We start from the raw sequence: 14,216 nt of genomic DNA on the forward strand, positions 1-14,216 counted from the left end.
TTTTTTATGTGTGTTATAATAAATTAACTACATAAACAATTGTAAGAACAAATATATAAGAGGTTAGAATGAAAAAATTATTAAGTTTGTTGGGGTCGATGGTAATAACTGGTGTGACTGTAGGAACAGTTATTGCTTGTGCATCTTTAGTTACTAAAGCTGAAGCTCCAGAAAATTTAAATGAATTGTTAGAAGAAATATCTACTAAAATTAAAAATGACATGGAATATTGGTTCAAAGAAGAAGCTGAATATTTTATAGGCGATAAAGAAAATTTAAAATATTTAACGTCAAAAGTAGAAAAAGCGGACGGTAAATTTCCAATTTCTATTCCTGATACATCTTTAAATGAAACAATTACAGAATTGAATATTGCTGCTAGGGATATAATGAACAAAATTGGGAAAGAATTATTATTTTCTTCAACTTACGCTCATTTATTTACAGGTTTAGAAGAAGATCAAATAATTGAAACAATTGAATTAACTGATTTAGCAATTCAAGACTTTGATATTGTAAAAAAAGTAGAAGATTATGCAGGGCCAGGGTATGAAGATATTTTGGATGATGCTAACGCTATAAAAGACACTTTCCAAATTTCTGGTAATTTTAAAATTCATTTTAATTTTGTAATAGGGGACTCAAAAAATACTCATATAACTTCAAATGGTTTTTATAACACTTACTTAACAAGCAATCTTGTAAAATTAACAAGGGTTATGGAATGACTAAAAACTTCATTTCCAAATATTGAAGAAGAACTTAATAAACATGTATTAACATATAAAGGGCATAATTCAATTGAAGCTTTTGATAGTATAGAAAAACTTTATGCTGAAGATGGTGATATACTGAAAATCCTTAATAAACTTACTGATTTTGAACCTGAAAAACTTGAAATAAAAAGTATGATATACGAAACTGAATCAAATGAAATTGGAACAGCAACATCTTATAAAGATAACTTAAGTAGAAAAGCATTTGATCCAAAAGCTGATATTAGAGGTAATCCAATGCCAACAACGGGTAGTATAATACCATATGTTGCTGGTTATAATGGTTTAGTGGCGGAATCAAAGTTCCCGTTCTTTTCGGATCATGAAGATTCAACACTTATAGATGACTTAAAAGATAGAACATCATTTGTTGATACTTTATTATATGGTTCAATTGATGATGTACAAACATGAAGTGGTAAAAATGATAGAAATAATGATCCTATTTTAACAGCAGCTATTCCGGGAATTTTGTCTTTTGATAAAAAATTTAGTCAAAGCTTTATAGCTAAAAGTTTAGAGGATGAATCACCATTTATTTTACAAACAAATTTAGAAACTAATGTTTTAAAACCAATTCAAGAATTTTATGATTCAATTAAAGATTATAGTTTTTCTGACAATATTCCAAAAGACCAAATTATGGTTCAAGAAGATTTAGTAATTTTAGGTGGAGCAGACGCCGGGGTATTAACAAAAACAAATATATCAGATTTTGGTAAAGCTAATATATTTCAATGATTCTATGATGGTGTGCCATTATCAATGATGGAAAATCTAAATTTTTTAGCAACACCAACTAATAATATAAGTCTTGAAAAATTATATGGAGAAATTTTAGATTATGCTTATGACATGTTTATTCAAAAGATTGATGAAGAAGGCATGGCTACAAGTTTATTAAACAATATGTTTACGCCTGGTAATTATGCTCATTCATCATTACCACACACATTTTACATTGGTGGTGGTGGTTCAAACTATTCAGGAGCTAATGTTTTTATTCTAAATCCTGAAGACTTTGATAATTTACGTGAAAATCGAGATAGTAAAAGTATTATGGACGCAGTAAATTATGTTTTAAAACAACAAAATGAAGCAGTTAAAGAAAACCATGAAATAGTTGCAGACCTTTCTTTATCTATATCATCTGAATTATATGTTAAAAATGATTATTCATATAATACCGCTAAACTTTATGATGGGACTGGGGACCAAGAAGTTTTACACACCGAAGAAGATACCTTGCTAAAATTTAATCGTGATTGAATAGAGGGAATAAGTAATATTGAAAATAATATTATTTTAAACTTTAATGGTATTAAATTTGCAATTAATAATTATAACTTATGACAAACGGGGGATGCAGTTACAAAGAGAGTACCTCGTTGAAATTTAGGAACAACAAATTTTATGTTTATGAAAAGTGATGATGAAACATTTGCAAAAGCAAAATACACAGGAAATATATGAGAAGAATAAAAAATGACTAGTGATTAGTCATTTTTTATATTTATAATAGGCCTGATAATTTTTTATTTATGATAAAATTAATATGGTATATAAAGGAGTTATATGGGATTTAAAGAAATTAAACATCCGTTAATTAAAGATAAATTAACAAGGATGCGTAAAAATGAAAGTAATACAAAGGTATTTAAAGAAAATTTAGATGAAATTACTCATTTAATGGCCTATGAAGTTTTTAAAGATGTGGAATTAAAAGAATTTGAAATAGAAACACCTGTTGGTAAAACTACAGGTTATAAATTAGAAAAACAAATTGTTTTAGTTCCGATCTTAAGAGCGGGCCTAGGAATGGTTGATGGTTTTTGAAAACTTATTCCTAATGCTAAAATTGGTCATGTTGGTTTATATCGTGATGAAGAAACAATGCAGCCACATGAATATTTTGCTAAAAAACCTAAAGGATCTTTAAAAGATAAATGTGTTATCATACTTGATCCAATGTTAGCTACTGGAGGAAGTGCTGTTTTAACAATTAACATTGTTAAAAATTGGGGGGCCAACAACATTAAGTTAGTGTCTATTGTAGCTGCTCCTGAAGGAAGAGATCGTGTATTAGAAGAACATCCTGATGTAGACATTTTCGTAGCATCACTTGATGATAAATTAAATGATGATGGTTACATTGTTCCAGGCCTAGGTGATGCTGGGGATAGAATTTTTGGAACAAAATAATTTTGTTAAAAAAGTTAATAAAAAACAACCTTTAAAAATAGAGTGAAGAATATTATTATGTAGTTTAACAATATTTTTTATAACAATCCCAATAACAATTATTATTCCGTTTTTTACAAAGTTAAGTCATTTAACACTACCTCTTGGGTATGTGTTAGGTTATGCAGGGTCTGTAACTGCTTTCTTTGTACTATTATTTAGTACAAATTATACAACACTTACGTTAAATAAATATGCACCAATAACATTCTTTATTTTAAGAATATTAATTTATACATTATTTATTATTATAAGTGTTTTGTTTGAAAACGTATTTAACATTTTTGCTACACTTTTAGGTTTAATCTTAAATGCAATAGCAACATATCTTATAACGATAATTAATAAAAAAACATAAAGGAGATAAAGTAGTTGAAAATGAGTATTCTTGAAACAAAAACTACATTTTTTGGTTTAGTCCCAGATCCAAGCGCTGAGGGTATCGGTTCTTGGTCTTTTACGATGCTTATGCCTCAATTGATAACCTTATTATTAACTACTTTTATCATTATGATGTTATCAATTTGTTATTACAAAAGAGTAACTAAGTTAAAACCGCATGAAGCTCCAACAGGATTAGTTTTAATGGCAGAATTAATAATTAAATGGGTGGAACAACAAGTTATTGATTTAATGGGTGTTAAATACAAAAAGTTAACAATTTACTTTTTATACATTCTTTTATATTTTGGAATTAGTAATTTAATGGGAATTATTGGTTTTCCACCAATTGCAACATCATATACAGTTCCATTATCAATGGCAATTGTTACTTTTTTTGGAATTTATTATTTCGGTTTTAAATATCAAAAAATTGGTTATTTAAAAAGATATATTAATCCTTTAGAGTTACTTACACAGTTTGTTCCGGTTATTTCATTATCATTTCGTATATTCGGAAATATTTTGGGTGGTTCAATTATTTTAGCTTTATTAGGTTCTTTACTTGGTTCAATTTGAGCTAATGTTCCTTATATTGGTTCTGTTGATTTACTATCAGCAATGATTTTCCCATTTTTAAACTTATATTTTGATATTTTTAGTGGACTAATTCAAGCATATATTTTTGCAATTTTAACCATTGCTTATTGAAGTTTAGAATTAAGGCCAACAAAAAACGATGATGAGCGGATTTTAAAAGTAACAAAACATCAAAAAACAGAGGACATATCAAAAATAAGTATTGAAAGCGAGGTAATCTAATATGTTAATGTTATTAAACAAAGGTGTAGAATCATCAGAAATAATTAATCAATTATTTCCCAATTTATGAATGTTTATTTCGCATATAATTGCGACGGTTATTTTGCTACTATTATTAGCAAAACTTGTTTATCGTCCATTTAGAAAATCAATGCATGATCGAAGAGAGTATATTCGTTCATTAATAGAAAGCGCAGTTGAAAAACAAGCAACAGCTAATATTAATGAGAAAAAATCAAAAGATAAAATTGTTGATGCAAAATCACAAGCAAGTCAAATTGTCTTAGATGCACAAAGTAAAGCTTTAAAAACAGAAGAAGAAATTTTAAAAGAAGCTAAAAATAAATATCAACAAATGCTTGATGATGCAAAGTTTAATATTGAAAAAGAACAAAAGCAATTAGAAACAAAAATTAAACAAGAAATTGTTGATGTAGCATTTTCAACAGCTGAAAAAATCTTAGAAAAAGAAATAAGCGCCGATAAACATAAAAAATTAATTGATGAAAGTATTAATGAAATTTAATGTTTTATTCTAAAAAGTTTATTAATAATTTCGGCACAGCAATTAAAAATATCGCAATTGAAACTAACAAAACAAATGAATATTTAAAAGAAAGTAATGAATTAATTGCTTTATTTTCAGATAATCCTAGTTTGATAAAAGTTTTATCAAATAGATTAGTTTTAAAAGAAGAACGAAAAGTCTTATTAGAAAATATTTTTAAAAAAGAAAAAGACTTTACTTACTGGATAAACTCATTTAAGTTACTAGTTGATCGCGAATCATTTAACAAGGTTTTACCAATCCTAAAAGATGCAAGATACAAACTAAACTTAGTAAATGATCGAGTATTTGGAGAAGTGTTTTCTGTTGTGAAACTTTCACCATCCCAAATAAGTAATTTAGAGAAAAAGTTAAGTAAAAGGTTTAATTTTAAAATTACATTAGTTAACAAAATAGATTTAGAACTTGTGGGTGGATTACTCATAAAAGTAAAAAACGAAATTATTGACACATCAATTAAAGGCAAATTACAAAACATGAAAGAGAAAGTAATCTAAAGGAGAAATTATGGCATTAAATATAAATGAATTATCAGAAATTATTAAAAAGCAAATTAAAAATTATGAGCAAGTAATTGATTCGCATGAAGAGGGTGTTGTTATTTCTGTTGGGGATGGAATTGCCTTAATTGATGGGTTAGAACAAGCTCATGTTGCTGAATTGTTAAAATTCTCTAACGATGTTTATGGAATGGTTTTAAACTTAGAAGAAGGTTCTGTTGGGGCTGTTATTATGGGGGATGATACAAATATCGGTGAAGGTGACAAAGTTACACTAACTGGTAAAATTGTTGAAACTAAAGTTGGAGACGCTCTTTTAGGTCGTGTTGTAAATGCTTTAGGACAACCAATTGATGGTATGGGACCAATTAATAGTAATAAAACACGTCAAGTGGAAAGAATTGCTCCTGGTGTTATGACAAGACAATCAGTTGACCAACCTTTACAAACAGGGATTACAACAATTGATGCAATGATTCCAATTGGTAAAGGTCAAAGAGAACTTATAATTGGTGATCGTCAAACCGGAAAAACAACTTTAACATTAGATGCAATTATTAACCAAAAAGGAAAAAATGTTAACTGTGTTTATGTTGCGATTGGACAAAAAGCATCAACCGTAGCAAAAGTTGTTGAAAAGTTACGTCAAACTGGAGCAATTGAATATACAACAATTGTTTCTGCAAGTGCTAGTGATGCTGCACCATTACAATATTTAGCTCCATATACTGGAATTACAATTGCTGAAGAGTGAATGGAAGATAATAAAGATGTTTTAATTGTTTACGATGATTTATCAAAACACGCTGTAGCATATCGTACAATGGCATTACTTCTAAGAAGACCACCAGGTAGAGAAGCTTATCCTGGGGATGTATTTTACTTACATAGTCGTTTATTAGAAAGAGCTGCTAAATTAAATAAAGAGTCTGGTGGAGGAAGTATTACTGCTTTACCAATTGTTGAAACACAAGCTGGAGATATTTCAGCTTATATTCCAACAAACGTTATTTCTATTACAGATGGACAGCTATTTTTAAATACAGATAGTTTTTATGCTGGTGTTCGTCCAGCCGTTGATGCTGGGTTTTCAGTATCGCGTGTAGGATCAGCGGCCCAAACAAAAGCTATGAAACAAGTTGGTTCAAAATTAAAATTAGAATTAGCGCAGTTTAGAAGTTTACAATCATTTGCTAAATTTGGATCAGACTTAGATGAAGCTACAAAAAGTGTTTTAGAACATGGAAAAAGAGTAGTTCAAGTTTTGATTCAACCGCAATATTCACCAATTAATCAAACAAATCAAGTTATTATTTTATATATGGTAAGAGAAAAATTAGTTAAGTGAATTCCTTTAAAACAAATTCAAGAATTCAAAAAGAAATTATTCGAGTATTTTGCAAATGATAAACAAGCAAATAAAGTTTGAAATGAAATTGAAAAAAACCAAGCAATTTCAAAAGAAATAGAAGAATCACTTTCAGTATATTGTCGTAAGTTTTTAAAACAATTTATTAGTNNGAAATTGAGAATTACAATATTAAAGAGTTTGGATCAGAAGCTGATTTCAAAAAAATATAATTTTTTATAAAAAATATTTATAACACACAAAGGAGTTCAAATGGCTGTTGGAATTAAATTAAAAAAAGAGCTAGAGTCAATTAAGGGCATTGGTAAAATTACTAATGCAATGCAATTGGTGGCAATGGCAAAACTAAAAAAATCTAGTGGTTTGATTTTAAATTCAAAAAACTATTTTACAGAAGTTTATAAAGTTTTTAATGACATTATTCAATCAGCTGAACGCTCTAAATATCAAGCACAAAATAATTTTGAGCCTAAAAAAACTGCTTGATTAATTATTAACTCAAGTATCGGTCTTTGTGGAGCTTATAATATCAATATTAATAAACTAGTTTCAAAAGATATTAAAGAACATGACTTGGTAATTCCGGTTGGTCAAAAAGCTGTTAAAAAGTATAAAAAATTTACTCATTTAACATCATTGGAAAATGTTCCACATGATTTTAATTACACTATGGCTTCAAGTATAAGTTTACAATTGTTAGAAGCTTATAATGATAACAAAATTGATTGTATTAAAGTTGCATATACTAAATTTATCAATAATGCGACATTTGAACCAACGGTTTTACAATTATTGCCAATTGTAAAATTACCAAAAGCAAAAAATCAAAACCCATCAAGCGCTGTTATGGAGTTTGAACCATCAGCTGAAGAAGTGTTAACAAATACAGTACCAATGTATTTAAATTCATTAGTGTTATCAACAATATTAGAATCACAAGTTTCAGAGCATGCATCTAGGCGGATGGCAATGGATAATGCGACAAAAAATGCTGATGATTTAACAGAAAAATTATCATTAGAATATAACAGAAAACGCCAAGCAGCAATTACACAAGAAATATCAGAAATTATTGCTGGTTCAAGTGGGCAAGATAAATAACGGAGGAAAATATGGAAAAAACAGTAAAGAATATTAAAAATAATCAAGGANAAAGTAATTCAAATCCTAGGGCCAGTTATTGATTTAGCTTTTAGTCCAGAATTTCTTCCGAAATTATATAACGCAATTGAAGTTAAAGATGGTGAAAAAGTTATTATTTGTGAAGTTTTACATCATATTGGCGATGATGTTGTAAGAACAATTGCTATGGGGCCAACTGAAGGGTTAATGCGTGGTCTAATTGGAACTGATTTAGGAAGACCAATTTCAATTCCGGTTGGAGAAGAAGTTTTAGGGCGTATGCTAAACGTTCTAGGAGAACCAATTGATAACAAACCGGCTCCTAAAACAAAACAAATTATGTCAATTCATCGTCAAGCACCAACATATGAAGAGCAAAAAACATCTGCAGAAATTTTAGAAACAGGGATAAAAGTTATTGATTTATTAGTGCCTTTTTCAAAAGGTGGTAAGATTGGATTATTTGGAGGAGCTGGTGTTGGTAAAACAGTTATTGTTCAAGAATTAATTAATAATGTTGCAACATCTCATGGAGGGATTTCTGTATTTGCGGGAGTTGGTGAGAGAACTCGTGAAGGAAACGATTTATACTATGAAATGATTGAAGCTGGTGTTTTAAGTAAAACAGCTTTAGTGTTTGGGCAAATGAATGAAACGCCAGGTGCTAGAATGCGTGTTGCTTTAACTGGTTTAACAATTGCGGAATATTTTAGAGATCAAAAAAATCAAGATGTTTTACTATTTGTAGATAATATCTTTAGATTTACTCAAGCTGGATCAGAAGTTTCAGCTTTATTAGGAAGAATGCCTTCTGCTGTAGGATATCAACCAACTTTAGCAACAGAGATGGGAGCTTTACAAGAAAGAATTACATCAACAAAAAAAGGTTCAATTACATCAGTGCAAGCAGTATTTATTCCAGCCGATGATTTAACTGACCCAGCGCCAGCAACAACTTTTACACACTTAGATGCTAAGGTTGTTTTAGACCGTGAAATCGCAGCTTTAGGAATTTATCCGGCTGTTGATCCGCTTGGTTCAACTTCAAGAATGATGGACGCACTAGTTATTGGAGAAGAGCACGCAACAACAGCGTTAGAAGTACAACAAGTTTTACAAAAATACCGTGAATTGCAATCAATTATTGCTATTTTAGGATTAGATGAACTTTCAGAAGAGGATAAAACAATCATTTATCGTGCGCGTAAAATTCAAGCTTTCTTATCTCAACCATTCCACGTAGCTGAAAAATTTGTAGGAATTAAAGGAACTTATGTTTCGTTAGCTGAAACAATTCGTGGATTTAAAGAAATTTTAGCTGGAAAGCACGATGATTTACCAGAACAAGCATTTATGTTTGTAGGAACAATTGATGAAGCTATTAAAAAAGCTAAGGAAATNGAAATAATGAATAAGCTAAAGTTAAAAATAGTTTCACCAGACAAAGTAGAGTTTGATGGGGAAGTTGATATTTTAACTGTTAAGTTAACAACAGGATATGTTGGGATTTTACACAATCATATTCCTTTAGTTGGAACAATTGTTTCTTCAATTTTAAAATTAAAAATTGATAATAAAGAAACAAGTTATAAAATTGATGGAGGAATTTTAAAAGTCCAAAAAAGTTCAACAATTATTTTAACTAATGGAATCAAAGAAGAAAAAAATTAAGACTTTTTTAACTAATATGTGATATTAGTTTTTTTTTATCTTATTAAAATATATAATTAAAGTAACATTGTATATAAAAGGTAGGTAAATATGGCTATAAAAATGATTATTACAGATATTGATGGAACGTTAATTAACTCAGATAGAAAAATTCCACAAATCAATATTGAAGCGATTAAAAAAGCGCAAGATTTAGGAATAATAGTAACGGTAGCAACAGGGAGAGTTGCTGCAAGTTTAAATTACTTTGCAAATGAAATAAATATTAATTGTAAATATGTAATCGGTGGTAACGGAGGTTCTGTTTTAAACTTTAAAACAAATGAATATTTACTAAATGAAATTTCAACACTTGAAGACACAAGAAAGGTTGTAAAGTTTTTAAAAGAATATAAAAGACCATTCTACTTTGCACCAGAAGAGGAAAATATTGCTTATTTATCAAGTCAACAACAAATCGATAGAGACACTTTCATGTTTAAAGATTTTAAAGGTGAAGTTAAAGTTTTTGATTATACAAAAGATATATTAATGCGCAAAGTTGTAATTGACTGTGAAAGTGAAGAAGAACACAATGATGTGAGAAGATTTGTTTCAACAATACCAACTTTAAGAGCTGAAGTTTCAGGTTATGGATATATTGAAATATTGCCTAAAAACGTTAATAAATGAAATGGAATTATGCATACCCTTACTGCATTAAAATTAAACGACAATATTCATATTGATCCAGAAGAAGTTTTATGTTTTGGAGATCAAATGAATGATTATGAAATGATTAAAGAATCATCTCATGGGTATGCTATGAAAAACGGAAATAAAGATTTATTAAAAGTGGCTAATGGAGTTACAAAGTATACAAATGATGAAGGTGGTGTTGGGCGACATATTCTAGAAATGATTGAAAAGGGAGAACTTAAAAATGTTTAAAATCAATAATGATGAAATTAAATTAATAGTTTGTGATGTTGATGGAACATTGATTACTGATAATCAAGATTTACAAGATGAAGTAAAAGAAATTTTACAAAAAGCGACTAAAAACAATATTTATGTTTCAATAGCTTCTGGAAGAATGCCTAAAGGTTTCGCTAAATTTTCAGAAATTCTTGATATTAAAAATCATGCTAAATACGTTATTGGAGCAAATGGAGCTATTGTAGATAACTTAATTGAACCTTCAAAACAATACAAGCATTTAATCCCGAAAGATGATGCGATAAAAGTATTCCAACTATTAGACGCGCAAAATTTTGATTATTCAGCAATTTTCTATAATGATCCATATTTTTATGCAAAAGGTCATGATTTATTTTTAAGAAAAATTGAAGAAGATGCCTATATTGATGGACAAATAGATGTTCGGGCTTTTGATTACAGCAAAATTAATGATACTTATAAAATTATTGCCAGAGCAAAAGATCAAGAAACATACGATATTGTTGGTAAAGCACTAAAAGATATTTGAGGTGTGCATGTTGAAGTTATCACAAATCGCGCATATGATATTGTAGCTGGAGGAGTTAATAAAGGAACAGGAGTTATTCACTTGATTCATAATTTAAACAAAGAGTTCAATGCGGATATTAAACTAGAAAATGTTTTATATTTTGGTGATGGTCACAATGATATTTCAGCACTTAAACTTCTTAAATATGGAGTTGCTATGGGTAATGCTTATGATGAAGTAAAAAAACATGCTTTTGAAGTTACAACATCTAACAATGATTATGGGATTAGAAGATTTATCGATAAATATTGAAAATAATCTATTTATTATTTTTTCCAAATATAGTAATATAATATGGTAAGAGGTTTTATTATGGACGCAACTTTAGCGAATCAAATTATATATGGTTTTGAAATAGTTATTTTAATTGTGACTTTAATAATGTTAACTGTTGGATTATTGCAAAACAAAAAGTCGCAAAGTGGATTAAGCTCATTAAGTGGTGGTAATGATGAATTATTTGCTGTCTTAAAAGAAAGAGGTCTAGACCGCTTTTTATCAATTGTGATGTTGGTATTGGGAATATTGTTATTTTCGTTAGCAATTCTTGTAGCGATATTAAACAACACTTTATTTTAATAATTAATTAAAAGAGGTAAATAAATCTCTTTTTTATTTATTTATTAAAAAAAATTGTCTTAGGGAGAAAAATGAAAAAAGAAATATTTAAAATAATTGAAAATAAAGATTTCATTAACAAAAAAAATATTGCATTAAAATTAGGGTGTGAATTAAAAGAATGTGACAAAATAGACACTGCATTAGAAGAATTGTTAATAAGTAAAGAAGTAGCCACAAATTTTGCGGGTGATTTTTTCATTAATAACGATAAAGATTTCGTAGAAGGTGTTATTAGTTTAAATAAAAAGGGATTTGGATTTGTTTCAATAGAAGATGAAGAAGAAGATATTTTTGTTGATCGATATAATATCAACACAGCATTGCATAATGATGTTGTATTAATTAAAAGATTAAAACCTAAAGACAAAGAAAAAAGTGAAGCATTAGATAAAAAAGCTGAAGGGGTTGTTGTTAAAGTTATAAAACGTAAAACAGAATTTGTATTAGCTGTTGTTAAGCAAAATCGTTTTAAAAAATCTTATTTAGCTAATTTAAATAATAAATTACAAAATTACTTTTTAGAAAGTAAAACAATAAATGAGTTTACTCAAAATCATTTAGTTAAATGTAAAATTGAAACAATTGATCCAAAAAAACAAATTATTTGAGTGTCTTTACTTGAAGATTTTGGTGATTACAGTAAGCCTGGAAACGATGTTTACGCTGTTTTAACTGAAGCCAATGTTCCATTAAATTTTAGTGACGAAACATTAGCGCAAGTTGAAGCGATAACAAAAGATGATGTTACTGGATTTGACCCAAGTAAATCAACAAGAAAAGATTATCGCGATCATAATTTTGTAACAATTGATGGAGATGACTCAAAAGATTTTGACGATGCAATTTGTGTTGAAAAATTAAAAAATAACAACTATAAACTTTATGTGGCAATTGCAGATGTGGCGCACTATGTAAAAGAAGATAGTCCATTAGATGTTGATGCTATTAAAAGAGGAACTTCGATATATTTGATTAATAAAGTTGTTCCAATGTTACCAGAAAAAATTAGTAATGATGTTTGTTCGCTTGTACCACATGAAAATAGATTTGTTATGTGTTGTGAAATGGAAATTAATCGAAAGGGTGAAACAGTTAATTATGAAATTTTTGAAGGAGTTATAAATTCAAAAGCTAGATTAACTTATAATCAAGTTAATACTTATTTCAAAAAAAATGAACTAAATCAAGACAATAACATTAAAAGTTTATTAGATGAAGCAAAAGTGTTACACAAGATTTTATTTGATTATAAACAAAAAGAAGGATCAATTGATTTTGATTTACCAGAACCAAAATTTGTACTTGATGAAAGAGGGAAGATTTCTGAAATTTTAATTCGTGAAAGAGGAGTTTCAGAGCAGCTGATTGAAGCTTTCATGGTTAGAGCAAATGAAACGGTCGCTCATTTTGCTACAAAAAATAAGTTACCATTTTTATATCGTGTTCACGAACAACCAAAAACAGAAAAGCTGCAAGCTTTATATCAAACATTAAGTTTAATGGGATTGAATATTCAAGGACAAGTTAATGATGTTACTTCAAGAGATATTCAGCAATCATTATATAAACTAAAAGAAAATCCTAATTTTAATATATTAGCACCATTATTTTTAAGAAGTATGGAAAAAGCAATTTATTCTGATGAAAATTTAGGACATTTTGGATTAGCATCAAAACATTATAGTCACTTTACATCTCCAATTAGGCGTTATCCAGATTTAGCGATTCATCGTTGATTAAAAACATATGTANNATTGAAAAAAAATACATCACCAAAAGTAATTGAAAAGTATAAAAAATTAGCGATAGCTTATGGAGAAAATTCATCAAAAACAGAACAAAGAGCTGTGGAATGTGAACGTGATGTAATAAAAATGAAACAAACAGAATATATGGAAAAAAATGTTCACAAACATTTTAATGGAGTAATTTCTGGTGTAACATCATTTGGAATGTTTGTATCACTAAGCAACTTAATTGAAGGGTTAATTCGTTTAACCGATATTCCAGGAGATTATTATATTTTTGATTCTAAAAGCTTTGAACTAAGGGGCGAAAACACTAATAATCGTTACCGTTTAGGACAAAAAGTTAGAATTAAAGTAAAAGCCGCGAGCAAAATATTGAAACAAATTGATTTCTTAATTGCAACAAAGCGTAACGTTGAGGATAATTATGGCGACAGTAAAAAACAGTTCAATAAAAATAATCGCTACAAACCGAAAAGCAAGATATAATTACGAAATTATATCAACTTATGAAGCAGGAATGGTTCTAAAGGGTAGTGAAATTAAATCTATTTTGTTTAACAATGTAAACATTAAAGATTCTTTTGTGTTAATCCGTAAACAAGAAGCGTTTATTATTAACATGAATATTCCAAAATATAAATTTTCAACAATGTTTGAAGAAGACCCTTTACGTCAAAGAAAACTTTTATTGCACAAAGCAGAAATAAAAAAAATAACTCATAAACTAAAAACTGATAGTTTGACATTGGTTCCTTTGAAGATTTATTTTAAAAACGGTTATGTTAAATTAGAGTTTGGTTTAGGAAAAGGTAAAAAAGTTCATGATAAAAGACAAGCGATCAAAGAACGTGATGAAAAACGTTACGCTTTAAGAAGGAGATAAC

At 28.5% G+C, this 14,216-nt stretch carries 14 protein-coding genes and 1 pseudogene; all 15 read left to right on the plus strand.

Going from position 1 to position 14,216, the window contains the following annotated elements:
- The first annotated feature begins 68 nt into the window (after nt 1–68).
- The 15 genes and pseudogenes from NPX79_RS02295 to smpB all read left to right on the plus strand — a co-directional run bounded on the left by NPX79_RS02295 (nt 69) and on the right by smpB (nt 14,215).
- Nucleotides 69–2,258: a lipoprotein gene (locus NPX79_RS02295; RefSeq protein WP_381414826.1), complete on the plus strand. Its 2,190-nt coding sequence runs from the start codon at nt 69–71 to the stop codon at nt 2,256–2,258.
- A 93-nt stretch (nt 2,259–2,351) separates the two neighbouring features.
- Nucleotides 2,352–2,978: a uracil phosphoribosyltransferase gene (gene upp, locus NPX79_RS02300; protein WP_381414827.1), complete on the plus strand. Its 627-nt coding sequence runs from the start codon at nt 2,352–2,354 to the stop codon at nt 2,976–2,978.
- Nucleotides 2,965–3,375, plus strand: a complete 411-nt coding sequence (locus tag NPX79_RS02305; RefSeq protein ID WP_381414828.1) for an MG406 family protein — start codon at nt 2,965–2,967, stop codon at nt 3,373–3,375. Before upp ends, NPX79_RS02305 begins: the two co-directional genes overlap by 14 nt.
- A gap of 20 nt (nt 3,376–3,395) precedes the next feature.
- A complete protein-coding gene (locus tag NPX79_RS02310) occupies nt 3,396–4,220 on the plus strand; it encodes a F0F1 ATP synthase subunit A (RefSeq protein WP_381415483.1) in 825 nt (274 codons plus the stop codon).
- A gap of 1 nt (nt 4,221) precedes the next feature.
- Nucleotides 4,222–4,746: a F0F1 ATP synthase subunit B gene (atpF, locus tag NPX79_RS02315; protein ID WP_381414829.1), complete on the plus strand. Its 525-nt coding sequence runs from the start codon at nt 4,222–4,224 to the stop codon at nt 4,744–4,746.
- Nucleotides 4,746–5,285 carry an ATP synthase F1 subunit delta gene (gene atpH / locus NPX79_RS02320; RefSeq protein WP_381414830.1) on the plus strand — a complete coding sequence of 180 codons (540 nt, stop codon included), beginning with the start codon at nt 4,746–4,748 and terminating at the stop codon, nt 5,283–5,285. Before atpF ends, atpH begins: the two co-directional genes overlap by 1 nt.
- Before the next feature lie 10 nt (nt 5,286–5,295).
- Complete coding sequence (atpA, locus tag NPX79_RS02325; protein ID WP_381414831.1) at nt 5,296–6,879, plus strand: F0F1 ATP synthase subunit alpha; 1,584 nt, start codon at nt 5,296–5,298, stop codon at nt 6,877–6,879.
- A 30-nt stretch (nt 6,880–6,909) separates the two neighbouring features.
- The gene (gene atpG, locus NPX79_RS02330) at nt 6,910–7,758 is read left to right on the plus strand and encodes an ATP synthase F1 subunit gamma (RefSeq protein ID WP_381414832.1); all 849 of its coding nucleotides are present in this window, start codon (nt 6,910–6,912) and stop codon (nt 7,756–7,758) included.
- 39 nt (nt 7,759–7,797) lie between these two features.
- Nucleotides 7,798–9,174, plus strand: a pseudogene (gene atpD / locus NPX79_RS02335) (F0F1 ATP synthase subunit beta); the annotation flags it as partial.
- A 12-nt stretch (nt 9,175–9,186) separates the two neighbouring features.
- The gene (locus NPX79_RS02340; protein WP_381415484.1) at nt 9,187–9,450 is read left to right on the plus strand and encodes a FoF1 ATP synthase subunit delta/epsilon; all 264 of its coding nucleotides are present in this window, start codon (nt 9,187–9,189) and stop codon (nt 9,448–9,450) included.
- Between the two features lie 90 nt (nt 9,451–9,540).
- On the plus strand, nt 9,541–10,380 hold the full coding sequence (locus tag NPX79_RS02345; RefSeq protein ID WP_381414833.1) for a Cof-type HAD-IIB family hydrolase: 840 nt from the start codon (nt 9,541–9,543) through the stop codon (nt 10,378–10,380).
- The gene (locus NPX79_RS02350) at nt 10,373–11,218 is read left to right on the plus strand and encodes an HAD family hydrolase (protein WP_381414834.1); all 846 of its coding nucleotides are present in this window, start codon (nt 10,373–10,375) and stop codon (nt 11,216–11,218) included. The genes NPX79_RS02345 and NPX79_RS02350 overlap by 8 nt, the downstream gene beginning before the upstream one ends.
- Nucleotides 11,219–11,272: 54 nt before the next feature.
- Complete coding sequence (gene secG, locus NPX79_RS02355) at nt 11,273–11,539, plus strand: preprotein translocase subunit SecG (protein ID WP_381414835.1); 267 nt, start codon at nt 11,273–11,275, stop codon at nt 11,537–11,539.
- Nucleotides 11,540–11,610: 71 nt separating this feature from the next.
- The gene (gene rnr, locus NPX79_RS02360) at nt 11,611–13,818 is read left to right on the plus strand and encodes a ribonuclease R (protein WP_381414836.1); all 2,208 of its coding nucleotides are present in this window, start codon (nt 11,611–11,613) and stop codon (nt 13,816–13,818) included.
- Nucleotides 13,757–14,215: an SsrA-binding protein SmpB gene (smpB, locus tag NPX79_RS02365; RefSeq protein WP_381414837.1), complete on the plus strand. Its 459-nt coding sequence runs from the start codon at nt 13,757–13,759 to the stop codon at nt 14,213–14,215. The genes rnr and smpB overlap by 62 nt, the downstream gene beginning before the upstream one ends.
- Nucleotide 14,216 lies beyond the last annotated feature (1 nt).

It is taken from the genome of Spiroplasma endosymbiont of Anurida maritima (assembly GCF_042465095.1).
In the GTDB taxonomy this organism is placed as follows: domain Bacteria; phylum Bacillota_I; class Bacilli_A; order Mycoplasmatales; family Mycoplasmataceae.